The 23,959-nt window shown below is 63.4% G+C and carries 18 protein-coding genes and 1 tRNA gene; 7 read left to right on the top strand and 12 right to left on the bottom strand.

What is annotated here, in order from left to right:
* Positions 1-118: 118 nt before the first annotated feature.
* The gene (scpB, locus tag PCO31110_RS13860) at positions 119-1,342 is read right to left on the bottom strand and encodes an SMC-Scp complex subunit ScpB (RefSeq protein ID WP_150690667.1); all 1,224 of its coding nucleotides are present in this window, start codon (positions 1,340-1,342) and stop codon (positions 119-121) included.
* A gap of 328 nt (positions 1,343-1,670) precedes the next feature.
* On the opposite strand from scpB, the gene fnr reads away from it, so the two are divergent.
* Complete coding sequence (fnr, locus tag PCO31110_RS13855) at positions 1,671-2,399, top strand: fumarate/nitrate reduction transcriptional regulator Fnr (RefSeq protein WP_010803771.1); 729 nt, start codon at positions 1,671-1,673, stop codon at positions 2,397-2,399.
* Between the two features lie 259 nt (positions 2,400-2,658).
* On the top strand, positions 2,659-3,093 hold the full coding sequence (locus PCO31110_RS13850) for a YybH family protein (RefSeq protein ID WP_010803770.1): 435 nt from the start codon (positions 2,659-2,661) through the stop codon (positions 3,091-3,093).
* A 7-nt stretch (positions 3,094-3,100) separates the two neighbouring features.
* Here PCO31110_RS13850 and PCO31110_RS13845 read toward each other — a convergent pair whose 3' ends face one another.
* On the bottom strand, positions 3,101-4,039 hold the full coding sequence (locus tag PCO31110_RS13845; RefSeq protein WP_150690666.1) for a LysR family transcriptional regulator: 939 nt from the start codon (positions 4,037-4,039) through the stop codon (positions 3,101-3,103).
* 139 nt (positions 4,040-4,178) lie between these two features.
* Here PCO31110_RS13845 and PCO31110_RS13840 point away from each other — a divergent pair, with 139 nt between their 5' ends.
* Positions 4,179-5,195 carry a zinc-binding alcohol dehydrogenase family protein gene (locus tag PCO31110_RS13840; RefSeq protein ID WP_010804646.1) on the top strand — a complete coding sequence of 339 codons (1,017 nt, stop codon included), beginning with the start codon at positions 4,179-4,181 and terminating at the stop codon, positions 5,193-5,195.
* A gap of 117 nt (positions 5,196-5,312) precedes the next feature.
* Here the strand turns inward: PCO31110_RS13840 and PCO31110_RS13835 are convergent, their stop codons facing one another.
* From PCO31110_RS13835 to hrpA, 5 genes are all read right to left on the bottom strand, one after another.
* The gene (locus PCO31110_RS13835; protein WP_150690665.1) at positions 5,313-6,152 is read right to left on the bottom strand and encodes a competence/damage-inducible protein A; all 840 of its coding nucleotides are present in this window, start codon (positions 6,150-6,152) and stop codon (positions 5,313-5,315) included.
* Between the two features lie 89 nt (positions 6,153-6,241).
* Positions 6,242-7,186, bottom strand: coding sequence for an EI24 domain-containing protein (locus PCO31110_RS13830; RefSeq protein WP_010804644.1), 945 nt, complete (start codon positions 7,184-7,186; stop codon positions 6,242-6,244).
* The gene (locus PCO31110_RS13825; protein ID WP_150690664.1) at positions 7,183-8,223 is read right to left on the bottom strand and encodes a sterol desaturase family protein; all 1,041 of its coding nucleotides are present in this window, start codon (positions 8,221-8,223) and stop codon (positions 7,183-7,185) included. Before PCO31110_RS13825 ends, PCO31110_RS13830 begins: the two co-directional genes overlap by 4 nt.
* Positions 8,224-8,286: 63 nt before the next feature.
* Positions 8,287-9,282 carry a YVTN family beta-propeller repeat protein gene (locus PCO31110_RS13820; RefSeq protein ID WP_010804642.1) on the bottom strand — a complete coding sequence of 332 codons (996 nt, stop codon included), beginning with the start codon at positions 9,280-9,282 and terminating at the stop codon, positions 8,287-8,289.
* Between the two features lie 297 nt (positions 9,283-9,579).
* The gene (hrpA, locus tag PCO31110_RS13815; protein ID WP_150690663.1) at positions 9,580-13,758 is read right to left on the bottom strand and encodes an ATP-dependent RNA helicase HrpA; all 4,179 of its coding nucleotides are present in this window, start codon (positions 13,756-13,758) and stop codon (positions 9,580-9,582) included.
* A 44-nt stretch (positions 13,759-13,802) separates the two neighbouring features.
* Between hrpA and argA the strand changes: the two genes are divergently transcribed.
* Complete coding sequence (gene argA, locus PCO31110_RS13810; protein ID WP_010804640.1) at positions 13,803-15,152, top strand: amino-acid N-acetyltransferase; 1,350 nt, start codon at positions 13,803-13,805, stop codon at positions 15,150-15,152.
* A gap of 190 nt (positions 15,153-15,342) precedes the next feature.
* Positions 15,343-15,618 carry an oxidative damage protection protein gene (locus tag PCO31110_RS13805; RefSeq protein WP_010804639.1) on the top strand — a complete coding sequence of 92 codons (276 nt, stop codon included), beginning with the start codon at positions 15,343-15,345 and terminating at the stop codon, positions 15,616-15,618.
* A 209-nt stretch (positions 15,619-15,827) separates the two neighbouring features.
* On the opposite strand, the gene PCO31110_RS13800 is transcribed toward PCO31110_RS13805, so the two are convergent.
* Complete coding sequence (locus PCO31110_RS13800) at positions 15,828-16,898, bottom strand: serine endopeptidase (RefSeq protein ID WP_010804638.1); 1,071 nt, start codon at positions 16,896-16,898, stop codon at positions 15,828-15,830.
* Between the two features lie 15 nt (positions 16,899-16,913).
* A complete protein-coding gene (gene rpiA, locus PCO31110_RS13795; protein ID WP_150690662.1) occupies positions 16,914-17,606 on the bottom strand; it encodes a ribose-5-phosphate isomerase RpiA in 693 nt (230 codons plus the stop codon).
* Between the two features lie 127 nt (positions 17,607-17,733).
* Between rpiA and tal the strand changes: the two genes are divergently transcribed.
* On the top strand, positions 17,734-18,684 hold the full coding sequence (gene tal, locus PCO31110_RS13790; protein ID WP_010804636.1) for a transaldolase: 951 nt from the start codon (positions 17,734-17,736) through the stop codon (positions 18,682-18,684).
* 48 nt (positions 18,685-18,732) lie between these two features.
* Here the strand turns inward: tal and rlmB are convergent, their stop codons facing one another.
* Together rlmB and rnr are read right to left on the bottom strand one after the other, a co-directional pair.
* Positions 18,733-19,506 (bottom strand): 23S rRNA (guanosine(2251)-2'-O)-methyltransferase RlmB, encoded by a 774-nt coding sequence (gene rlmB / locus PCO31110_RS13785; RefSeq protein ID WP_150690661.1) that lies wholly within the window; start codon positions 19,504-19,506, stop codon positions 18,733-18,735.
* Positions 19,507-19,722: 216 nt separating this feature from the next.
* Positions 19,723-22,278, bottom strand: a complete 2,556-nt coding sequence (rnr, locus tag PCO31110_RS13780) for a ribonuclease R (protein WP_010804634.1) — start codon at positions 22,276-22,278, stop codon at positions 19,723-19,725.
* A 280-nt stretch (positions 22,279-22,558) separates the two neighbouring features.
* Between rnr and PCO31110_RS13775 the strand changes: the two genes are divergently transcribed.
* Positions 22,559-22,643: transfer RNA gene (locus tag PCO31110_RS13775), tRNA-Leu, on the top strand.
* A gap of 428 nt (positions 22,644-23,071) precedes the next feature.
* Here PCO31110_RS13775 and mhpD read toward each other — a convergent pair.
* The gene (gene mhpD, locus PCO31110_RS13770; RefSeq protein WP_150690660.1) at positions 23,072-23,860 is read right to left on the bottom strand and encodes a 2-keto-4-pentenoate hydratase; all 789 of its coding nucleotides are present in this window, start codon (positions 23,858-23,860) and stop codon (positions 23,072-23,074) included.
* Between the last annotated feature and the right edge of the window lie 99 nt (positions 23,861-23,959).

Genomic DNA, 23,959 nt, shown 5'->3' with positions numbered 1-23,959 from the left:
GCATTAGTGGCTGCCCTGATCCGTGTTCGCACCATGAATGCGCGGCAAATGCTTGCCGCGACTTCGTTCTTATCGCTAACGGTCCCGCGGGTGTTCCCGGCGCCAGGCGCCGGTGCCTTCAGGTACCAGTGACGAGATTCTTGTCGTCCCCGTCGTTCTCGTCGTCATCCATCGCACCGGACATGGGCTGTCCGGCGGCGGCTTCGTTCGCTGCCGAGTCGACAGCGTGCGGGGAAACCTCCTGCGTGACCGACGCCGCGGAATCTGCCGCCTGCGTCGCTACGTCCTGCGTATCTTGCGGCGGATCGTCGCCGACCGACACCGCAGACTCTGATTCTTCGGAATATTCCTCGTCCTGCACAACGTCTTCCGACAGGCCGGCAATGTCATCCTCCGGCAGATCGGTATCGAATGCTGCTTTCGCGGCATCCCGCGCACCGTCGTCGCCGGAAGCGTCGCCGCGTGGTGCATCGACCTGCTCACTGACGTGCGCAATGTCCGCGAGTTCCTCAACGTCTGACGTCATTTCGCTCGACGCCTGCGCCAGCACCTCGAGCGACACCTCGCGCATACCTTCGCCTTCCGCCATCACGGCATCGAGCAAGGCGTCTTGCGTCAATTCCTCTTCGGTCGACACCAACGGGCGCTGACCTTCCGGCAACCCTTGGGCAAGCGGCAACTCATCGGCACGCGTTTGCGCCAGACGCGCCAGCGCGTCGGCATCGGCGACGGGCGCGTCGTCGGACGTCGCCTCGTCACCCGCCTCGCCCTCGGCACGCTCACCGAATTCGATGTTCTGCTGCGCGAGCAGATCGATCTGCGCCTGTGCCGCGGGATCTTCCAGCGGCGGCAGCGCATCGAGCGCCCGCAACCCCAGATCATCGAGGAAGTCCTTGGTCGTGGCGTACAGGCCGGGGCGTCCCGGCACGTCGCGATGACCAATCACCTCAATCCAGCCACGGTCTTCGAGCTGCTTGATGATCTGCGTATTGACCGTCACGCCGCGAATCTCTTCGATGTCGCCTCGCGTGACAGGTTGACGATATGCAATGATCGCCAGCGTCTCCATCACGGCGCGCGAATACTTCGGCGGCTTCTCCGGATTGAGGCGATCAAGGTATTCACGCATGCGCGGACGGCTCTGGAAACGCCAGCCGGTGGCCAATGCCACCAATTCCACACCTCGGCCATCCCATTGCACGCGGATTTCCTCGAGCAGCGCGCGCACCGTGTCACCAGACACGGCGTCATTGAAAAGCTTGCGCAGATCGCCGACCTTGAGCGGCTCCTGCGCGCAAATCAACGCGGTCTCGAGGACGAGTTTCGCCTCTTGGGTATTCATGTGCGACTAAGCAGACCGGGGGCTTGGCGACCCGGTATCAGGAATAAATGGATGCTTGGAACACGAGAAGCGGTCGTAACCCGCTTCGCATAAGTGCGCGCCCGTTTGTGTTCGGTCGTAGTGACGGCGGCGCAACCTGGATGCTTCGAACGACCTGCCGGGAAAACGCCCAGGCCGATGGTACGGCGAGACGGACGTCCGGTATGTGCGCAATTATTACTGAAACACTCGCGCCCGTAAAGCTTCGTCGAAACCCTGACGTCTTGGTAAGGAAAACGATAGGTCGACGCCCCCATGGTAAACTCGCGAAATAACTTCAGGGGCCTCCATGACCACCGAGATCGGTCGAACTCCCATCGCTCAGCCCCGTTGTTCCACGTGTTCGCTGGGGCAGTTCTGCCTGCCCGTCGGCATTCCGGAACCCGAACTGGAACGACTGGACTCACTCGTGAGCGAGCGCCGTCGCCTCAAGAAGGGCGAAGTGCTTTATCACGCCAACGATGATCTGAACGCAGTCTACGGCATTCGCTTCGGCTCGCTGAAAAGCTGCGTTACCGCACCCGACGGCCGCGAACAGGTCGTCGGTTTCCACCTTCAGGGCGAGTTGATCGGCCTGGACGCCGTGGCCGACAGCCGTCACCCGAGCACCGCCATTGCGCTCGAAGACAGCGAGTTGTGCATCGCTCGCTTCGGCGAACTGGAGACGCTATCGCGTCAGGTGCCGTCGCTGCAACGCCAGCTTCACCGCCTGATGAGCCAGGAAATCCGCAACGAGCACCAGCAACTGCTCGCGCTCGGCACGATGCGCGCCGAAGAGCGTCTGGCCGTCTTCCTGATCAACCTTTCCGAGCGACTGGCCGCCCGCGGCTATGCAGCCAACGAATTCGTGCTGCGCATGAGCCGCGAGGAAATCGGCAGTTTCCTCGGCCTCAAGCTGGAAACCGTCAGCCGGCTGTTCTCGCGGTTCGCCCAGAACGGCATGATCGAAATCCGTCAGCGTCACGTTAAGATCGTCGACGCCATCGCACTGCGCGAACTCGCGGGCGCGCCCTGCTGAGACCGGCAACCGGGGGCGCCCCACGCGTCCCCGCGCGCCTCCCGCCCTAAGCCGCCGCCCGCGCTGACTTTCGCTTTCCTGCATTACCGATAAGCTACCGGCACCGGGCCGGCATTGCCTTGCGCCAGATCAAGAGTCGCTCACAGGCGCCGCCATCGTCCGGGTGTTCGACAAGCTCGGGCAAACCCTCCATAATCGGCGCGTTCGCCGGGCGGCATACCCGCAAGCCCGGCGCATCACTCCGACGGAGGCTGCCGTTATGCCCGCTGCCATTTTCCTGAGCCCGGAAGACGCCGAGCATGCGTATTACGAAGCGCTGCGCGCCGGCGACACCGATACGCTGATGGATGTCTGGTCGGAAGACGAGGAGATCGTCTGCATTCACCCCTCGGGGCCAAGGCATGTCGGCCCGGCGGCCGTTCGCACGAGTTGGCGCCAGATCCTCGCGAACGGCGGAATGCAATTGACGGTAAGCCATCTTCAGGTCGCTCGCAATCCGTTGTGCGCCGTTCATAACGTGCTCGAACAGATTCAGGTCGAAGTCCATCCTGAGGCACGTTACGCCTTTGTGCTCGCCACCAACGTCTATCTGAAGGAAGCCGACGGCTGGCGGCTCGTGCTGCATCACGCCAGCCCGGCCATCGGTCACGAGGAACCCCGCACGCAGCAGCCCCGCAACCATCGCCTGCACTGACGCACCGTCACTGCGGCCGGGTCAACGCCGGCGAGGCATCGACAGCATCCCCATCCCAATACGGCGTTGGGCCAAAGCGTGCTTGCAGGAATTCGATCAGTGCATGGGTCTTCGGCGGCACGAACACCCGACTCGGGTAGACGGCCCAGATCGCGACTTCCTCCGCCAGCGGGTATGCCGGCAGCACCGGCACCAGCTCGCAGCGCTGCAAGTGGGCGCCGATGTCCCATGTCGACTTGAGCGCAATACCCAGCCCCGCCAGAACGGCATCGCGCAACACCTCGCCGTTATCCGATGCGAGACGCCCGCTCACACGCACAACCCGCGTGCCGCCCGGTGTGACGAACCGCCAATCGCGCTGCTCGCCGAGAATCAGACAGTCGTGCCCGGCGAGGTCGCTGGGGTGCTTCGGCGCCCCCCGCGCCGCGAGATACGCAGGCGATGCGCACAACGTGCGCCGATTCGTGGCGAGCTTGCGGGCCACCAGCGTCGAATCGCGCAACGCACCCACGCGAATGGCAAGATCCACGCCCTCCTCAATGAGGTCAACGACGCGATCCGTCAGCCGGAAGTCGAGCGAAATACCTGGATAGGATTCAAGGAATTCGGGCAACGCCGGCGAGACATGCTGACGGCCGAACGACGACGAGCACGACACCCGCAAACGCCCCTGAGGCGCCGCCCGTCCCTGCCCGACGCTCGCCAGTGCCTGAGCCTCGACGGCAAGCAGCGCCTGCGCCTGGAGCAGGAAGATTTCCCCTTCCTGCGTCAATGCGACGCGCCGCGTCGTACGGTGCAGCAGGCGCGTGCCCAGCGCCCCTTCCAATTGCACCAGCCGCGTACTCGCGGTGGCCGGCGATAGCCCTCGCTCGCGCCCTGCCGCTGAGACATTACCGAGCGCCGCCACGCGCACGAACAACGCCACCGTATCGAGGTCCAATGCCATTTGATGGATTTTCCAAAAAATCTTTTCCGTATTATCAGGATTCTCAAAGTAATCGACCAGCCGTAGTCTCTGGCTATCGCACTACGTGCGTCGTCGCCCCCCCCCTTGCACGGCGCGCCGCAACTTAAGGAGAACGCAGATGAAAGCCATCGGATTGACCCGTTACCTGCCCATCAACGACCCCAAATCGCTCGAAGACATCGAACTGCCCATGCCTGTAGCGGCCGGACGTGACTTGCTGGTCAAGGTCGAAGCCATTTCCGTGAACCCCGTCGACACCAAGGTTCGCGCACCGAAAGACAAGGTCGAAGCCACGCCGCGCGTACTCGGCTGGGACGCTGCAGGCACCGTTGCCGCCGTCGGCCCTGACGTCACCCTTTTCAAGGTCGGCGATCCGGTCTATTACGCAGGCAGCATCACCCGTCCCGGCGCGAACAGCGAGTTCCATCTCGTGGACGAGCGCATCGTCGGCCACATGCCCGCGTCGCTCGATTTCGTGAACGCAGCGGCGCTGCCGCTCACGACGATCACCGCGTGGGAAGCCCTTTTCGATCGCCTCGGCATCGCCCCTGACGGCAGTGACGAAGGCAAGTCGATCCTGATCGTCGGGGGCGCCGGCGGCGTTGGCTCCATCGCCATTCAGCTCGCACGCCGTCTGGCTCGACTGACCATCGTGGCGAGCGCGTCGCGCCCCGAATCGGCCGACTGGTGCCGTCAGCTCGGCGCGCAGCACGTGATCGATCATTACCAGGACATCCCCGCGCAATTGAAGGCGGCCGGCGTGCCCCAGGTGGATTTCGTGTTGTGCCTGAACGACACCGACGCCCACTTCCCGGCCATGGCCGAAGCCGTGGCCCCGCAAGGCAAGATCTGCTCGATCGTCGAGAACGCGGGGCCGCTCGAAATCGGTCTGCTCAAGAGCAAGAGCGCCACGTTCGTCTGGGAATTCATGTTCACGCGTGCGATGTACGAAACGCCGGACATGATTGCGCAGCACAAGCTGCTGACCGAAGTTGCACGGCTCGTCGACGCCGGCACGCTGCGCACGACGGTCGGTAAAATTATGGGACCGATCAACGCGGCGAACCTGCGTCGCGCACACGCGCAGCTCGAAGGCGGACGCACCATCGGCAAGCTTGTGCTTGCCCCGTTCTGAGCGGCACGCTCGCCTGCCTCTTCCACGTCATCCGTCAAAAAAAACGGCGCTTGCCCCATCACAGGCAAGCGCCGCTATCGTCGTGTCAATCGCGCCAGTCGCTTCAGTGCTGGCCAGTCACGTCGCCGACGGCGCCGCTCCCTCCGGCGGCACAACGGCCTCGGCCGGATCAACGATCTCGCCGCCCAGCGCATCCACCCCGGCGATCAGGCGCTCGAAAGCGGCCCCAACCAGCGACGGATCGCCCTTCACGCCCAGATCGATGTGGCGGCGCGCATAAATCTCTCCACGCTGCGGGTCGCCCACGCTGGGCAGGCTGAACACCTTGACGCCGTGGTACTCGGCCTCGATGGCCTCCATGAGCGGCGTCAGCGTCGACTCGGCCAAGCCGAAGACCAGCACCGATCGCTCAGCGTGTTTCGTCAGATGATGCAGCGCTGCGTAGTCCCTATCGAGCACCCAGGCCATCATCGGCCACGCCATAACCGGGAAACCGGGCATGAAGTGGTGCTGCGCGACGGAGAAACCGGGAATTTTGTTGTATGGGTTCGGCAGCACGCGCGCACCCTCCGGAAACTCGCCCATTTTGAGACGATGCCGGTTGTCCGGCTGGCTCATGTCGGCACGGCCATCGGGACTGGTGTCGGCAATGCGCTCCATGATGAGCGCTTCGGCTTCCGGGGTGAGCACGAGCGGCACGCCCAGCGCCGCCGCCGCGCACTGGCGCGTGTGATCGTCGGGGGTGGCACCAATGCCGCCGGTCACGAAAACAATATCGTCGCTGGCGAAACTGCGGCGCAGCGTGGCCGTGATGCGCGCCGGATCGTCGCCCACGTACTCGGCCCAGTCCAGTTGCATGCCGCGCTCGGCGAGCAACTCGATGATCTTGGGCAGATGTTTGTCCTGACGACGTCCCGAGAGGATCTCGTCGCCAATGATGATGATGCCTACCGCCATGATGCTTCCTTTGTCTTGTCGTCAGAGCCTTGGGGGGAATCGCGCGGCGCCGCCCGGCGGCAGCGCGCAGTGAAGCGATTGTGCCACTTTCACGGTGAACCGTTCGATGGCCCCGGTCCGGTTCCCGGCAGCGGCGGTACCGGCGGCGACAGCGCAGGCGGCAGGTCTTCGCTCTCGGACGACGGCGTGCCCGAATCGGGCAACACGGTGACGGCGAGCGTCGGCCCATGCCGGGCGGCCTCTTCCGCGCGCAATCGCGACAACGCACGCAGACAGTAGTGTGCGAACCACAGCGCCGAGAACACGAAGATCACGACGTAGAGCCAGATTGCCAGCAACGCAATGACAGGGAACAGCACGATCATGATGACGGACGAGACCCACAAGAGCGTCGGCAGCGAACCGAGCAGCCCCGTCGCCACCCCGATCACGAGCAGCGGCAAACGCCGCTCGCGTACAATCCGGCGCCGCTCCTCGGCACTGGCGTGATACGCCAGCGCGTCGTACGTCATCACGCGATACGTCAGCCAGCCCCACAACAACGGCGGCACGATGGCGAAGAATGGCGGCACGAGCCACAGCGGCAGCGTCACGAGTGCCGCGATGAGAAAAACCACCGTCGCACCGAGCGACTGCCCGAGACTGCCCCAGAACGAGCCGCCCTGCCGCGCCTCCAGATGAATGAAGTGGCGGCGCGAGAGGTGACGCAAGACCGCCGGCATCGACCATCCCGCGATCAGCAGCAACGCCGTCACCACGATCAGGGGGACAAGCAGCGCCACGAGAATGAACGGTGCAAGCGCCATGCGCACGCTGTCCACCCCGAAATAGCCGAAGAAGCGGTAGATCCACTGGGTGAATTGCCATTGCTCGAGCCAGACGCGCAGGAAGTCGGTAAACGGCTCCCAGCCGAACCAGATCACGGCGCCCCAGATCAGGCCGGAGACGATGAAGGGCATTGCGGTGAGCCACAACATGCGCGGATGCAACAGGCTCACGAGCGCGCGGCCAAGCGCGCGAAGAATATCGTTCATGCAGATTCGGTACGGTCGGTGCCGTCGGTACGAGAAGCGGAATCAGAAGCGCCGGGGCGGCGTGGCAGCACGCTCGCCCACAGACGCCGCAAACCGAGCCATTGCTGGGCCCAGAAGCCCTCGCCATAGTCGGCCAGACGGCCCGCCGGTGGCGGGAGTTGGTCGCGAATTCCGGTGGCGACACCCGCGTGCGAAAAGTCGGCGGTGCCGAGCAGCATGTCCCACCAGGGGAACAGCACGCCGAAGTTACAGCCGCGATGGCGGCCCTCATGGCCGGCACCGATCGCGTGGTGACGCCTGTGAAATGCCGGGCTCACGAGCAATCGCTCGCCGAGCCAGCCGAAACGCAATCGCGTATTCGCATGCTGAAGGCTCTGCAGCCATTCCGAGACCGCCACGAGCAGCACGAATTGCACCGGACTCACGCCGATCAGAATGGCGAGGGTCGCGAAAAACGCCGCCTTGATGAGATCGTCGAGCAGATGATTGCGGTTATCGGTCCAGAGCGACATCTGCCGCTGGCTGTGATGCACCGCATGCAGCGCCCACCCCCAGCGCAACGTGTGTTCCCCGCGGTGATACCAATACCCTGCGAAGTCGAGTATCAGCAGATAGATCAGGAAACTCGCAAAGGCATGTCCGGTCACCGGCGGCCACAGATCCTCGACGTTCAGATTCACGAAGCCGGCCAGACGCAACCACGACTGGAGATTGTCGAAGCACGGGCGGAACGCGAAGAAGAACACCAGATTGAAGAGCCCGAGCCGGTGCACGAGCGTGTAGATCACGTCCACACGCACGGCACGGCGCTCGCGCCACTGTTCGGCGGGCGCGAGCGCCTCGAGCGGACGCAGCAGCACAAGCATGAGCACGATCTGGATCACGCCGATCAGGAAAAACTGGACACCGTCGAAGGCGTCGTCGGCGAACGGCATCATTCCGGTGGCAAACAGCACCGGCTGCACGATGCGGATGTAGATCTCGGTCTGCACCGCCGAGAAGGCGGTGGAGAAACCGTCGACCAACGAATCGAACATGTCGCGGGGCCGGGCGTCGTGAGGACGCCCGGTCAGTAGGGCCTTGGCGGCGATGCTTTGATGTTACAGCACCGGCGCACGGTCGTAGAAATAGATCCCGTGCGGGGAGCGTCCTACCGGAATGGTATTGATCAGCTTGCGTTGCGCCAGATCGATGATGCCCACCTTGCGTGCCCAGCGGAACGTCACCCACAGGGTCTTCCGGTCCGCCGAAAGCTCCATGTCGTCCGGTCCCGGCAGCAATCCGGTGATGTTGCCCACGTTCGTGAGCGCATCCTGATCGATGATGCTGATCGTGCTCGACACCCGGTTCGAAATCAGCACGTGCTTGCCATCGGCGAGCGAGCGGAAGTTGTGCGCGCCCTTGCCCGTCGGAATCGTCTTGATGACCTTCTGGTTACGCCAGTCGACCACGGCAGCATAGTCCGCCCCCGTCATACCCACGAGCAGGTACTTGTCGCCGGGCGTAAGCCACACCCCGGCCGGGCTGTCGCCCACCTTCATCGTCCACAGCACCTTCTGGGTGGCCAGATCGATGGCGGCGATCTCGTTCGACTCCTGCAACGAGATGAACACCGTCTTGCTGTCCTGTGTGAAGACCAGATGGCTTGGCATTTTCTTGAGCGGGATACGCTGCGCCACGGTCAGGTTCTTGCCGTCGAAGCGGTACACGTCGACCCGATCCAGACGCAGCGCGTTGGCGACGAACCACTTTTTGTCGGGCGAGAAGCCGATCTGGTACGGGTCTTCGATGTTCTCGATCTTGCGCTGAATCTGCCCCGTCTTCGGATCGAGGAAGACCAGATTGTTGCCCACCGAATTCGCCACGATGAGCGATTGATTGTCAGGGGTGGCCATCAAGTGGTGCGGCTCCTTCCCGACCGGGAACGTCTGGATGACCTTCTGCGTAGCCTTGTCGATGAGGCTGACGCTGGCATCGGCCGAATTGAGCACGACCACGACATTCTCGGGTACCGGCGCGGCGGCTCTGGCCGGTCCGGCAAGCGCAGCCAGCCCCAGGGAGGCAGCCAGACTGGCAGCGATCAGAAGTTTGCGCATTACAGAGTCTCTCGGGAGAAAAAAATGGGCAGAAAAGTGGATGAAACGGTGACGAAGCATGCAGAGGTGAGGCTTCGAAAAAGTCTCGCTATTGTAAGGCCGGGAACGCCTCGTCAGTGCGCCTGCGGCACACCTTTTTTGATCTGACGAAACGCTTTTTCATCACTTCCTGATGTAACGCAAACCGGCGGCCGGATTGCCTGCGGGAATGGCGTCCCGAGGAGGGCTCCGGACGCCACGATCCCACCGGCGCGGCATTCGCCCCGGTCGCTGGACGACGCGCCTGCCTGGGCCATGTCAGCGTTGCAACGCCTCCCAGACCTTATGCAGACGCTTGACCGATACCGGCATGGGCGTGCGCAGTTCCTGAGCGAACAGCGAGACACGTAGCTCCTCGAGCAGCCAGCGGAACTCTTCGAGCCTCGCATCGCCTTGATCGCGGCGTTGCGATGTCGCCCGCTGCCAGTTCTGCAGCAACGGCCCGAGTTCGCTCATGGCACGCGCGTCACGCGCCGGGTCGGCCTTGAGCTTGTCGATGCGCCCGGCCATCGCTTTGAGGTAGCGCGGGAAGTGCGCCAGTTGCGCGTAGGGCGTGTCGATCAGGAACCGCTTGCCGATCAGCCGCTGCAATTGCGCCGTCATGTCCGCATACGCCTGCGCGAACGGTTTGGCTTGCGCCAGCTTCTTATGCAACGCGGCGTACTCGGTGAGAATTTGCCCGGCCAGACGCGCGATCTCCTGCGCGAGCAGCGTGAGGCGCCCTCGCCCCTCGTCCTTGCGTGCCACGAACGACGCGTTCTCGCTCGGCCACGGCAACTGGAGACACGCGCGATCGAGCGCCAGATCGACGATCTGCTCGCGCAGTTCCTCCTGCGTGCCCAGACTCATGTACTGCATCGCCATCTGCTGCAAGCCCGGGATGTTCTTCTCCAGATACTTCACCTGCTCGCGCAACTGGATCGCGAAGAGCCGGCGCAGACCGGCGCGATGCTGACGCTGCGCCTCGTCCGGATCGTCGAACACCTCGAGATCGCAGTGATCGCCGCGATCGACCAGCGCCGGGTAGCCGAACAGCGTCTGACCGCCGCGACGAATTTCAAGCATCTCCGGCAACTCGCCGAAGCTCCATGTCGTCAGGTTGTCGTAACGGCCCGGCTCGACGGCGGCCGCCACAGACGCCTGTGCGGCCTGCGTTGCCGCCCTGCCCCCGCCCTTGGCATCCCCCCTTGCATCGCCCTTTCCAGTACCGCGACCTGCCGCAGACGTTGCCGGGACCGACGCACCACGCGTCTGCGCATCGACAGTCGCACCGCCGGTCGGCGTCGCGCCGCTTTTCGCGGCTAATTGCTGGAAAGTGCGCTGCGCCTGCTGGCCGAGTTCGGCGCGCAGTTGGGCAAGGTTGCGCCCCATGCCGAGTTGCCGCCCGTGCTCGTCGATGACCTTGAAGTTCATGGACAAGTGAGCCGGCAGCATTTCGAGCTTGAAGTCGCTCGACTTGAGCATGACGCCGGTCAACTCGCGAGCGTCGGCCATGAGGGCATCGAGCAGCGCCCCCTGCCCGAACGTCGCACGATCAAGGAAGCCTGCGGCGTATTCCGGCAACGGGACGAAATGACGCCGCAGTTTCTGCGGCAGCGACTTCATCAGCAGATGCGCCTTTTCCTTGAGCATGCCCGGCACCAGCCACTCGCAGCGGCGCGCGTCGACCTGATTGAGGGCGTAGAGCGGCACGGCGAGTGTCACGCCATCGCGCGGCGAGCCCGGTTCGAAGTGGTACGTGAGCGCCATCTCGATGCCCGCGACGATCGTCTTCTTCGGGAACAGATCCGTCGTGACACCGGCAGCCTCGTGACGCATCAGATCGTCGCGCACGAGGTACAGCAACTTCGGTGTGCCCTTGGCGGTCTCGCGATACCAGTGTTCGAAGCTCGCGCCGTCGTAGAGGCCTTCGGGTACGCTGGCGTCGTAGAACGCGTAGATGAGTTCGTCGTCGACGAGCACGTCCTGGCGGCGCGACTTGTGCTCAAGCTGCTCGATATCGGCAATCAGCTTGCGGTTGTGGGCGAAAAACGGCAGCTTCGTCTCCCATTCGCCTTCCACGAGCGCGCTGCGCAGGAAGATTTCACGGGCGCGGCGCGGGTCGCGCGGGCCGAAGTTCATGCGGCGGCGCGCGTAGATCGTCAGCCCGTAGAGCGTGCCGCGTTCGTACGCGGTGACTTGCGCGGCCTTCTTCTCCCAATGCGCGTCGGAGAGCGAGGTCTTCACGAGGTGCTTGCCCACGCGCTCGATCCATTCCGGTTCGATACGCGCGATGCACCGCGCATAAAGACGGCTCGTCTCGACGAGCTCTCCGGCCATTACCCATCGCCCGGCCTTCTTTACAAGCGATGAACCCGGCCAGATATGGAACTTGATACCGTGCGCGCCGAGGAAGTGCGGATCGTCGTCGGCCTTGCAGCCGATGTTGCCCAGCAAGCCCGCCAGCAGCGCCAGATGCAACTGTTCGTAGGTCGCCTCGGATTCGTTGATGCGCCAGCCCTGCTCTCGCACGACGGTAAGCAACTGGCTGTGAACGTCGCGCCATTCGCGCAGGCGCAACTGCGACAGGAAGTTGTCGCGGCAGGCCTGCGCCAGCAGACGGTTCGACTTCTTATGGGCGATCGCCTCGTCGAACCACTGCCATATCTTGAGCCAAGAGAGGAATTCGGACTTCTCGTCGGCGAACTTGCGATGGGCATTGTCGGCGGCGTCCTGTGCCTCGATGGGCCGGTCGCGCGGGTCTTGCACGGCCAGCGCGCTGGCGATGATGAGGACTTCGCGCAGCGACTGGTGATCGCGCGCGGCGAGGATCATGCGGCCCACACGGGGGTCGAGCGGCAGACGCGCCAGTTCGCGCCCAAGCGGCGTGAGCTGGTTGGTATCGTCGACGGCGCCCAGTTCGTTCAGCAGTTGATAGCCGTCGGCAATGGCACGGCCAGGCGGCGGTTCGATGAACGGGAATTCCTCGACCTTCGCGAGCCGCAGCGACTGCATGCGCAGAATGACGGCGGCGAGCGACGAGCGCAGAATTTCCGGGTCGGTGAAACGCGCCCGCGACTGAAAGTCCGTCTCGTCATACAGACGAATGCAAATGCCGTCGGCCACGCGGCCGCAGCGCCCTGCCCGCTGGTTGGCGGCCGCCTGCGAAATCGACTCGATTTGCAGTTGCTCGACTTTGTTGCGATACGAATAGCGTTTGACGCGCGCGGTCCCTGCATCGACTACATAACGGATGCCCGGCACGGTGAGCGACGTTTCCGCCACGTTGGTGGCGAGCACGATGCGACGCGCGTTGGAGGGCTTGAACACGCGCTCCTGATCGGTTGCCGACAGACGTGCGAAGAGCGGCAGGATTTCGGTATGCGGCGGGTGGTGCTTGCGCAGTGCCTCGGCGGCTTCGCGGATTTCACGCTCGCCGGGCAGGAACACGAGCACGTCGCCCGAGCCTTCGCGGCACAGTTCGTCGACGGCGTCGACGATGCCGTCCATCAGATCGCGTTCGCGGTCACGGGCGCTGGCGCGGCTGCCCTCGCGCCCTTCGGCGTTGGCGATGCGCGCATCGTCCTGAATCGGCCGGTAGCGCACTTCCACGGGATACAGGCGGCCGCTCACCTCGATGACGGGCGCCGGGCGCAGGTCGTCGCCTTCCCCTGTGCCGAAATGCCGGGCGAAACGGTCCGCGTCGATGGTGGCCGACGTGATGATGACCTTGAGGTCAGGGCGCCGCGGCAGCAGTTGCTTGATGTAGCCGAGCAGGAAGTCGATGTTCAGACTGCGCTCGTGCGCCTCGTCGATGATGATGGTGTCGTACGCGCGCAACAGCGGATCGGTCTGCGTCTCGGCGAGCAGAATGCCGTCTGTCATCAATTTGACCGACGCGCCGCTCGACAGGGTGTCGTTGAAGCGCACCTTGAAGCCGACGATCTCGCCAAGCGGCGTATTCAGTTCGTCGGCGATCCGGCGCGCGGTGGCGGACGCGGCGATGCGGCGCGGCTGGGTGTGGCCGATCAGGCCGGTGCCACCGGCGCCGAGTCCGCGCCCGAGCGCCAGACATATTTTGGGAAGCTGGGTGGTCTTGCCCGAGCCGGTCTCGCCGCTCACGATCACGACCTGATGGCCGGCGATGGCGCGTGCGATCTCCTCGCGACGGCCGGAGACCGGCAGCGCTTCGGGGAAGTTAATTTCGGTGACGCGGTTGGCAGCCGCCTGCCGGGCGGCCAGACGTTCGGCGTCGCGCGCTTCGCGCTCAGCGGGCGTCAGACGACGCCCGCCCGCAGGGTTCTGGCCACGGGCGCTGTCGGCACGCGGGGGTTTGGGCGCGCTCTTGGCGGCCTTCTGGGTTGACGCCGTGGCCGTGGATTCGGCACGCGTGTGCCCCGGCGCCGTCACTTTCGGCTTCGGGGGCTGAGATTGTCGATTTCGTTCATCACTTGCCATGGGCGCGCATTATATAATCTGCGCATGTTTGCGCACGTACACCCATGCTGACCGAACCTGACCCCACTCTGCAAGACGACGAGACCGCCCACCAAGCCCAGTTCGTGGACTGGCTGCGATCGGTCGCCCCCTATATCCATGCGTTTCGCGACAAGACCTTCGTGGTTGCCTTCGGCGGCGAGCTTGTCGCCGCCGGCGGGCTCGACTCGCTGATTCAAGATGTTGCGCTGCTGTGTGCCATGGGCATGCACATCGTGCTGGTGCACGGCTCACGACCCCAGGTCGAAGAGCAGATGCGCCTGCGACATATCGAATCGCACTTCGCCCAGCAGATGCGTATTACCGACGCCGCCGCGCTCGAAGCGGTGAAGGAAGCAGCCGGTGAACTGCGCCTGGATATCGAGGCTTCGATCAGTCAAGGGCTGCCGAACACGCCGATGGGCAATGCGCGTATCAGCGTCGTGTCGGGCAACTTCGTCACGGGGCGCCCGGTCGGCATTGTCGACGGCGTAGACTTCCAGCACACGGGCGTCGTACGTAAGGTGGACGCCGAATCGATCCGCCTGTCGCTCACGAACGGCAAGATCGTACTGCTCTCGCCACTCGGCTTCTCGCCCACTGGCCAATCGTTCAACCTGACGATGGAAGACGTCGCGTCGTCAGCCGCCATCGCTCTGCGCGCCGACAAGCTGATTTTCATCACCGAGACGCCCGGCGTTCAGAACGAATACAACGAGCTGCAACACGAACTGACGCTAGAAGACGCCCAGCGCCTTCAGTCGCAAGGCACGCTCGACCGCGACTCGGCCTTCTACCTGAAATACGCCACGCGCGCCTGCCGCGCAGGCGTCGGCCGCGCGCACATCGTGCCCTTCGCCCTCGACGGCAGCATGCTGCTCGAACTCTTCTCGCACGATGGCGTGGGCACCATGATCTCGTACGAGAACCTGGAAAGCCTGCGCGAAGCCACCATCGACGACGTCGGCGGTATCCTGCAACTCATCGAACCACTCGAGTCGGACGGCACACTGGTACGACGCGGACGCCACCAACTGGAACGCGACATCGATCACTTCTCGGTCATCGAGCACGATGGACGCCTCTTCGGCTGCGCCGCACTCTACCCCTATCCAACCGAACGCATCGGCGAGATGGCCTGCCTGACAGTCGACCCGGAAGCCCAAGGCTCAGGGGACGGCGAACGCCTGCTCAAACACATCGAGCAACGCGCCCGCGCCCGTGGCCTGGAACGCCTGTTCGTGCTCACCACCCGCACCGAACACTGGTTCCTCAAGCGCGGCTTCGTCAAGGCCGGTGTCGACGATCTACCCGCCGACCGCCGCCGCCTGTACAACTGGCAACGCCGCTCACTCGTGCTCATCAAGAAACTGTAACCACAGGCCGGCAGGTTGCGCGATTCTTCCAAGGTTTTCTTCCCTTGAGTCTCGCCCCCCCTGCCCCCATATCCGTTCATCGGCCGCGGCGCATCACCCAGATGCGCGCCCCCGTCAAACCCTCCGGTAGACGACCGCCAGCGCACGGCCTCCCTGTCACGCCACACCAAGATTACGAAGGAGTTCCCCCATGGCCCGCATGGTTCAATGCATCAAGCTCGGTAAAGAAGCCGAAGGTCTCGATTTCCCCCCCATGCCCGGCGAACTCGGCAAACGCCTCTGGGAAAGCGTCTCGAAAGAAGCCTGGGCCGGATGGCTCAAGCAACAAACCATGCTGATCAACGAGAATCGCCTCAATATGGCCGATCCGCGCGCCCGTCAGTATCTCGTCAAGCAAACGGAAAAGTATTTCTTCGGTGACGGTGCCGACGTCGCTCAAGGGTATGTGCCGCCACCCTCCGAGTAATCGCTCCCAGTAATCGGCCTCCCCTTCTTAACGCCGCCCTCCAGACGGATCGGCGCCCCTTTCCGCCTCTCAGACATAAACCCAACTCGCTGCAGAAAGGGGCCCCGATCCGTCTCCACTTACGACCCCGTCCCACCAGGCAGCAAAAAAGGGCGCACGAATCGCTTCGTGTGCCCTTTTTTCTTTCCTTTTCTCTTTCTTCAGGTCTCTCAGGTCGCCTTTATTTGGCTACCCTCCACACTCGTTCCCGTCGATCGCGCACCGCAGTGGTGGCAGAAATGCGCAAACGCATTTTTTCGCGTCGTACATGTGCCGCAATGATCAAATAAGCAAATGCCGCAATGCACGCAGAAGTCACGCTCAGCATCGTCCAATTTCACCGGACGCTCACACCCCGGACACACCGACTTCGCCAAACGCGCCTGCGCCAAATCATATGACAACGTCTTGCGCCGCTCTTCGTCCGGCAACTGCTCTTCCGCCTTCTGCCTCGCCAGATATCTCTGCAACGATACGATCGCGTAACGCCCTATCAACACCGTCAAGACAATGCCGACCAGATAACGTACATAGCCACCGTAGTCCGGCAGATACGGCACCAACTCCACAAAGAACGCAAACAACGCAAAGAAGACGAAGCCCCACACGAACGGCCACCACGTACTCCTACGCTGCCGCACGAAAAGCCATCCCGCCACCGCCAACAACGGCATCGTTAACGCCAATCGAATGCCGAAGACCTTCAATTCCTGCGAACGCTGAACCACCACCAACTGTTCACCCGCCGCCACGTTCAGCGCCTCTCGCGCCACACGCGCCGTTTGAACCGCCCGCTGCGCTTCAAGCTGTTTCGCCTCTAACGCGTCAACCTGCGTCTGAGCATCGCGTTCAGCCGCTTTCAGCACGTCGAGCGCACGCGTGCGCGAAACAAGCTCCGCATCCTGACTGGCCTGCGCCGTCGCCGTACGCGTAGCCACCCAATCGTTGAACGACTCACGAGCATTGCGATACGCCGTGCTTCGCGCCTTGAGCTGCAACCGCGCCGTCTCGAGCCCACTCTCCACGTCTTCGCGTTGCGTCTGCGCCTGCTTGATCGCAGCGTCAGCGCGCTCAGCCTGCGCACGATCAACGAACGAGTCGAGTGTCGGCGCAGGCGCGACCCCCGGCAGCTTGTCGACAACGAGCCCGCCAAGACCAATCAGGAACGCCGCAAACAACACGGCGATCAACCACAGGCCCCGACGGAACCAGGTTTCGGGAAGACGACGCGATCCAGCCATCCTGCCCTCCCGGAATCAGTTTTTGTAATCGATGGTACGCACCCCTTCCGGCGTACCCATCAACGTGATATCCGCGCCACGTTGCGCGAAAAGACCCACCGTCACTACGCCCGGAATCTGGTTGACCCGCGCCTCGAACGCCACCGGGTCCAGAATCTGCAAGCCATGGACGTCGAGAATCGCACAGCCGTTATCGGTCATATACGGGCTGCCGTCGGCACGCACACGCGCCTGCGGCTCGCCGCCAAGCGCAGTCAGTGCGCGAGCAACGCTGGCCTGCGCCATCGGAATCACTTCGACCGGCAGCGGGAAAACCCCGAGCACGGCCACTTCTTTCGATGCATCGACGATGCAGACGAATTCTTTGGCCACCGATGCGACGATCTTCTCGCGCGTGAGCGCCCCGCCGCCGCCCTTGATCATGTGACCGAGCGTATTGATCTCGTCGGCACCGTCGACGTAGACGGGCAGGCTTTCGATCTGATTGAGGTCGAACACTTCAATGCCATACTTGCGCAAACGCTCAGTACTGGCTTCGGAGCTGGAAACAGCGCCGCGATAACGGTTTTTGTGAGCCGCGAGCGCGTCGATAAAGCAGTTGGCCGTGGACCCTGTGCCCACGCCAATCACACTGCCCTCGGGCACGTGCTTGTTCACATAGTCGGCAGCCGCCTGGCCGACCAGGCGCTTGAGTTCGTCTTGGGTCATGGGGATTTCCGGCAAAGTTTGGTAAAGTCGGAAGTTTACCGGAGTCGGGCGTGCCGCGCCTTTTTTCGTCGCCCGGACGTATCCCGGACTTCATGTCACGCAGTGCATTTCTCGCAGGGGCGCTCTCATGAATCAGCTCGATCAGCTCAAACGCCATACCATCGTCGTGGCCGACACCGGCGACTTTCAGGCGATGGACGCCTATAAGCCCCAGGACGCCACCACCAATCCCTCACTGATTCTCGGCGCCGTCCAGAAGGATGCCTACCGTCCGATTCTCACGCGCGTCGTGAGCGAACACCGCACCGAATCCACCGACGAGATCATCGACCGTCTGCTGATTGCTTTCGGACGCGAGATTCTCGACATCGTGCCCGGTCGCGTGTCGACTGAAGTCGACGCACGCCTGTCGTTCGATACCGCAGGCACGGTCGCCCGCGCACGCAAGCTCATCGCGATGTACGAAGCACAAGGCATCGAGCGCGATCGCGTGCTCATCAAGATTGCGTCAACGTGGGAAGGCATTCGCGCCGCCGAGATCCTCGAGCGCGACAAGATTCGCTGCAACATGACGTTGCTCTTCTCGCTGGTGCAAGCGGCCGCCTGTGCCGAAGCAGGCGCACGACTGATTTCGCCGTTCGTCGGCCGAATCTACGACTGGTACAAGAAGTCGGCAGGCGCGAACTGGATGGAAGCGGACAATGCGGGGGAAAACGACCCCGGTGTGCGCTCGGTTGCCGCCATCTACCGCTACTACAAGCACTTTGGCTACGACACGGAAGTCATGGGTGCGAGCTTCCGCTCGACCGGGCAGATTCTGGCACTCGCAGGCTGCGACCTGCTGACGATCAGCCCTGCGCTGCTAGAACAACTCCGCACAACGGAAGGCGAGGTGCGCCGCCAACTCGATGCCAAAGACGCCCGTGCCGCAAACATCGATCGCGTGAGAACGGACGAACCGTCGTTCCGCTTCGCGCTCAACGACGACGCGATGGCCACCGAAAAGCTCGCAGAAGGTATCCGCGCATTTGCCGCCGATGCCGTCAAACTCGAAGGTCTGATCGAAGCTGCACGGTAAGCGGACGCAGGAACCTGCCCGGCGATCGCACGCCGGGCATCGCTTCGCCTACTTCGCGCCCGCCGCTGCCACTGCTCGCTGGCGCACCGCTTCATATAGGCATACGGCACTCGCTACCGAGACGTTCAGGCTTTCGCAGCCGCCGGCCATCGGAATGCTCATCAACTCGTCGCAAGTCTCGCGCACCAGCCGGCGCATGCCCTCGCCTTCGGCGCCCATGACAATCGCCATCGGCCCAGTGAGCTTGGTGCCGTAGATGTCGGCGGGCGCGTCGTCGGAGGTGCCGACGACCCAGATGCCACGCTCCTGCAATTCGCGCAGCGTGCGCGAGAGATTGGTCACCATGATGTACGGCACCGTCTCGGCCGCGCCGCTGGCGACCTTGGCCGCCGTCGCGTTCAGGCCGACGGCACGGTCCTTCGGTGCGATCACCGCATGTGCCCCTGCCCCGTCCGCAACGCGCAGGCACGCGCCAAGGTTGTGCGGATCGGTCACGCCATCGAGTACCAGTAGCAGCGGCGGCCCGGAAATGCCATCGAGCAGTTCGTCGAGATTGAGCGCCAGCGACACTTCCTGAGCTCGCGCGACGACGCCCTGGTGGCGCGACGATCCGGCCATGCCGTCGAGACGTTTGCCGTCGGCCTGAATGACCTTGATCTTCACACCCGGCGTGCCCTTGACCGACTCCACATGCTTCAGGAAGTCCGTCATGCGGCGATCGCGGCGGCTCGGGTCATAGTAGATTTCTTCGACGCTGCTCGCATCGTGACGCAGACGCGCGGTCACGGCGTGAAAACCGAACAGCAGTTTCAATTGACTCATTTCACATCCTCAAAATAGCGTGTGCCCGCGCGGCCGTTCGCAACTGCCGACGCACAAAGCACGACGGCGGCGGAGCCCGCATGGGCCACCGCCGCCGCAATCCATCGCGGGCATCAGATGCCGTTTGCTACCGGCACAAGGCGCCCATCTTACTGCAAACCGCGCAACACGCCGCGCATCGATACCCGCGGCATCGACCGCAACGCGAGGCGCGAATCAACGACGCTGCTTCTTCGCCGGACCTCCCGGACGCTTCGCGGGCGCGTTGCCGCCCCCCGCGCGTTTGATCGGCGGCGCTGCGCCGCGCTCGGCACGCGCGTCTTTCACTTTCGCCGATTTCGGCTTCGCCGGACGCTTGCCTGCCGGCGGCGCCAGTTGTACGCCGTTGAGCAGCGCACCGCCCTTGGGCAACTGCCGGATGGTCGGGCCGGCACTCGCCGAACCGGCCAAGCCGGGCGTACCGGCGGCGGGTGCCGGCACCGGGGCGCCACCGCGTTCGACACGGCCTGACGTCTTGGCGAGCGTGCGGGCGTTCGGCTCGCGCACTAGGCGGAAGTCGATCTTGCGCGCGTCCAGATCCACGCGGCTCACTTGCACGCGAACGCGGTCGGTGAGGCGGTAGCGGATACCGGTCCGCTCGCCGCGCAGTTCGTGCCGGACTTCGTCGAACTGGAAGTAATCGCTGCCCAGTTCCGTGACGTGCACGAGGCCTTCGATAAACAGATCGTCGAGTTGCACGAAGATGCCGAACGACGTCACGGCGCTGACCGTGCCACCGTATTCTTCACCCAGCTTGTCACGCATGAAGTAGCACTTGAGCCAGGCTTCGACATCGCGCGAGGCTTCGTCGGCACGGCGCTCGTTCGCAGAGCAATGCAGGCCGAGTTCGTCCCAGATCGCGTCGCGCTTCTTCGCGCTGGCGGGCTTCTTGGCCTTGGCCGCGTCGTCGTCCTTCTGCAACTTGCGCGCGTGCGGTGACAGACCGGTCGTCAGCTCGACACCGCCAGGGATCTCCGGCTCGTACTTCTTACCCACCAGGATTGCCTTGATGGCGCGGTGCGTGAGCAGGTCCGGGTAGCGGCGAATCGGGCTGGTGAAGTGCGTGTAGGCCGGATAGGCGAGACCGAAGTGACCAATGTTGTCCGGGCTGTAGACCGCCTGCTGCATCGAGCGCAGAAGCATGGTCTGAAGCATGGGCGCATCGGGACGGGATTCGATCTGCGTCATCAGTTCCGCATAATCGGACGTCGCGGGCTCGTCGCCGCCGCCGAGCGAGAGCCCGAGGGTTTTGAGGAACGTGCGCAGCACTTGAAGCCGCTCGCCGGAGGGGCCCGCGTGAATACGGTACAGACCCGCCTGTTTGTGACGCTTGAGGAAATCGGCAGCGCACACGTTGGCCGTGAGCATGCACTCCTCGATGAGACGGTGGGCGTCGTTGCGTGTGCGGGGCAGGATCTGTTCGATCTTGCCTTGCGCGTTACAGACGATGTAGGTCTCGGTCGAGTCGAACTCGATAGCGCCGCGCGACTTGCGGGCTTTGGCCAGCACCTTGTACAGGTCGTACAGGTTTTGCAGGTGCGGCAGCAGTGCGGCTCGGCGTTGGGCCTCGGCACCCTTGGTGTTGCCGAGAACGGCAGCGACTTCCGTGTAGGTCAGGCGCGCGGCCGAGTGAATGACGGCCTGATAGAACTGATACGCCTTCACTTCCCCGTTAAGGGCGACGAGGGCGTCGCACACGAGGACACAGCGATCCACTTCGGGGTTGAGCGAGCACAGGCCGTTCGAGAGCTTTTCCGGGAGCATCGGGATGACGCGTCGCGGGAAGTAGACCGAGGTGCTCCGTGTGAGGGCGTCGGCGTCGAGCGGGCCACCGGGGGTGACGTAGTGCGAGACGTCGGCAATCGCAACGATCAGACGGAAGCCGTTGGCGCGGCCTATTTTGGCGGGTTCGCAGTAGACGGCATCGTCGAAGTCGCGGGCGTCCTCGCCGTCGATGGTGACGAGGGGGACATCGCGCAGATCGATGCGGTGGCGCAAATCGGGGGCGCGAACGTCGTCGGGCAGAGCGCCGGCGGCCGCGAGTGCTTCGGCAGAAAACTGGTGGGGAACGCCGTATTTACGTACGGCGATCTCGATTTCCATGCCGGGGTCGTCGATATCGCCGAGAACTTCCGAGACACGGCCGATGGGCTGGCTGTAGCGGCTGGGGTAATCGGTGAGTTCGACGGAGACGACCTGCCCGACCTTGGCTTTGCCTTGGGCGCGGGGCGGGATGAGGATGTCGTGACCGATGCGTTTGTCTTCGGGGGCGACAACCATCACGCCGTTCTCGTTAAGGAGGCGGCCGATGACGTGGGTGTTGGCACGGCTGACCACTTCGACGATGTGACCTTCCGGGCGGCCGCGGCGATCGTAGCCGGCGATGCGCAGGAGGACGCGATCGTTATGCATGACCTTCTTCATCTCCTCGTTGGGGAGGAAGAGGTCATCGCCGTCATCGTCGCGCACGGCAAAGCCATAGCCGTCGCGGTGGCCGATGACACGACCGGCGATGAAGTTCGAAGGGTGAGTCAGTTGATAATAGCCGCGGCGGTCGAGGCGAATCTGGTCATCGCGTTCCATCGCGGCGAGGCGCTTGAAGAAGCCCTCGCGTTCCTGCTTTTTGATGGCCAGGGCTTCGGCGATATCGTTGGCAGACAGCGCGGAGTCGGCGGTGCGCAGGACACCGAGGATTTCTTCGCGGCTCGGGATCGGATAGGGATATTTGCTCAAAGGTCGGTAGCGTTACTGTGCCGGTTGAGTCCGGCCGAGTGGCGCACCATGCGCCCGACGGTCCGTGGTGGTTGTGCGTAGCGCGGATAGCGGCGTCGCACGGTCAGAGACAATCATACGGCAAACCTCGCGAAAACTTCTACCTGTGCGGAATTTGAGCGTGAGGCTGAGGGTGCACGAGGGAAATGAAAATTTTTCCGCCAGAAGTGTTGACACCGCCGCACACTGTACGCATAATCTCACTTCTTCGCAGCGAGCGGGTAGTAAGCGAGCTGACGGGGCCCAGATGGCGGAATTGGTAGACGCACTAGTTTCAGGTACTAGCGGGTAACACCGTGGAGGTTCGAGTCCTCTTCTGGGCACCAAAAAATTCCAAAAAAGCCGACGATCGAAAGATCGTCGGCTTTTTTCATATCTGCCCAGAAAGCGGTTCAAGGCAGTGCAACGCAGTCCGGCAAGAGCCCGCAAAGCCTTGTCGCAGCGGGCTTTTTGCTTTTATGGTCTATCGTTGTTCGGTTGACGCGCCCGTCAAAGCAAGACAGCGGGCGCCACATCGAACGGTCGGGCAGACTGCCATGCCCCTGACTGCCCGACGGATTCGACTGGCCAAGTCAACCGTAACTGCGCGCTCAAGGGCCGGGGCGATACCCGCCATCGCCCCCCCCCATTTCCACGCGTTTGCTGTTGCGCATCACCTTGATCATCAGACCCTCGCCGATATTTCCCCGAACCTACAATCGCTACCTTTCGTTTTTCCGGTGCCAGGTGCGCCCCCCTCTCATTAGTTCATGGTTCATGACCCGGCGTCGAACGTCGCGCGGACGCTGCCGAGCCCTTCGATCTGCGCAGTGAACGTGCCCGCCTCCTTGACGACCACCATCGGGCCAAGCGCACCGGTCATCACGACATCGCCCGCACGCAGCGGAGTTCCAAGCTGCACCATGCGGTCTGCAAGCCAGACGGCTGCGTTAAGCGGATTGCCAAGGCACGCGCCGCCCGCGCCGCGGGACAGCACCTCACCGCCGCACTCCAGCGTCATCGCGCACGCGCTCAGGTCCAATCGCGACAAAGGCACTGGCCGGCTGCCGAGCACAAAAAACGCGCTCGACGCGTTGTCCGCCACGGTATCGACGAAGCGGATGTCCCAGTCCCGGATGCGGCTGTCGACGACTTCGATCGCGGGAAGCGCGTAAGCACTCGCGCGCAGGATGTCGATAAATGTATGCTTCTCGTCCGTGAGATCGCCCTCAAGCACCAATGCAATCTCGGCTTCGATTTTCGGCTGGATCAGCGCCGGAAGCGGCATCGGCTGACTATCGCCATATGCCATGCCAGCGAACAATGTGCCGAAGTCGGGCTGGCCCACGCCCAACTGTTTTTGCACCGCGAGCGATGTGAGGCCGATCTTGCGGCCGACGATGCGCTCGCCGTTCGCGACACGCAGATCAACGTTCGCCTGCTGTACCGCGTATGCCGTCTCGATGTCGTCAATCGCGATCTCGCCGCGCACCGGCTCGATCGGCTCACGCGTTTGTTGCGCATGCCGCAGGCGCGCGGCGATTTGCGAGATTAGGTCGGACATCAGGAAGTCTCCTTGTCATACCGCATCAGGTAACCGGCCGTTGACGCAAAGCTGCCGGCGTACCTGACCTTCAAACATGATGAACCACGAACTGGCTCG

Source organism: Pandoraea communis (genome assembly GCF_902459745.1).
In the GTDB taxonomy this organism is placed as follows: Bacteria; Pseudomonadota; Gammaproteobacteria; order Burkholderiales; family Burkholderiaceae; genus Pandoraea; species Pandoraea communis.
This window is presented reverse-complemented; position numbering and strand designations above follow the sequence as displayed.

What these genes read in the sequence shown, in the direction of transcription:
- scpB (WP_150690667.1), bottom strand. Translation starts at nt 1,342, where the DNA reads ATGAATACCCAAGAGGCGAAACTCGTCCTCGAGACCGCGTTGATTTGC.
- fnr (WP_010803771.1), top strand. Translation starts at nt 1,671, where the DNA reads ATGACCACCGAGATCGGTCGAACTCCCATCGCTCAGCCCCGTTGTTCC.
- PCO31110_RS13850 (WP_010803770.1), top strand. Translation starts at nt 2,659, where the DNA reads ATGCCCGCTGCCATTTTCCTGAGCCCGGAAGACGCCGAGCATGCGTAT.
- PCO31110_RS13845 (WP_150690666.1), bottom strand. Translation starts at nt 4,039, where the DNA reads ATGGCATTGGACCTCGATACGGTGGCGTTGTTCGTGCGCGTGGCGGCG.
- PCO31110_RS13840 (WP_010804646.1), top strand. Translation starts at nt 4,179, where the DNA reads ATGAAAGCCATCGGATTGACCCGTTACCTGCCCATCAACGACCCCAAA.
- PCO31110_RS13835 (WP_150690665.1), bottom strand. Translation starts at nt 6,152, where the DNA reads ATGGCGGTAGGCATCATCATCATTGGCGACGAGATCCTCTCGGGACGT.
- PCO31110_RS13830 (WP_010804644.1), bottom strand. Translation starts at nt 7,186, where the DNA reads ATGAACGATATTCTTCGCGCGCTTGGCCGCGCGCTCGTGAGCCTGTTG.
- PCO31110_RS13825 (WP_150690664.1), bottom strand. Translation starts at nt 8,223, where the DNA reads ATGTTCGATTCGTTGGTCGACGGTTTCTCCACCGCCTTCTCGGCGGTG.
- PCO31110_RS13820 (WP_010804642.1), bottom strand. Translation starts at nt 9,282, where the DNA reads ATGCGCAAACTTCTGATCGCTGCCAGTCTGGCTGCCTCCCTGGGGCTG.
- hrpA (WP_150690663.1), bottom strand. Translation starts at nt 13,758, where the DNA reads ATGGCAAGTGATGAACGAAATCGACAATCTCAGCCCCCGAAGCCGAAA.
- argA (WP_010804640.1), top strand. Translation starts at nt 13,803, where the DNA reads ATGCTGACCGAACCTGACCCCACTCTGCAAGACGACGAGACCGCCCAC.
- PCO31110_RS13805 (WP_010804639.1), top strand. Translation starts at nt 15,343, where the DNA reads ATGGCCCGCATGGTTCAATGCATCAAGCTCGGTAAAGAAGCCGAAGGT.
- PCO31110_RS13800 (WP_010804638.1), bottom strand. Translation starts at nt 16,898, where the DNA reads ATGGCTGGATCGCGTCGTCTTCCCGAAACCTGGTTCCGTCGGGGCCTG.
- rpiA (WP_150690662.1), bottom strand. Translation starts at nt 17,606, where the DNA reads ATGACCCAAGACGAACTCAAGCGCCTGGTCGGCCAGGCGGCTGCCGAC.
- tal (WP_010804636.1), top strand. Translation starts at nt 17,734, where the DNA reads ATGAATCAGCTCGATCAGCTCAAACGCCATACCATCGTCGTGGCCGAC.
- rlmB (WP_150690661.1), bottom strand. Translation starts at nt 19,506, where the DNA reads ATGAGTCAATTGAAACTGCTGTTCGGTTTTCACGCCGTGACCGCGCGT.
- mhpD (WP_150690660.1), bottom strand. Translation starts at nt 23,860, where the DNA reads ATGTCCGACCTAATCTCGCAAATCGCCGCGCGCCTGCGGCATGCGCAA.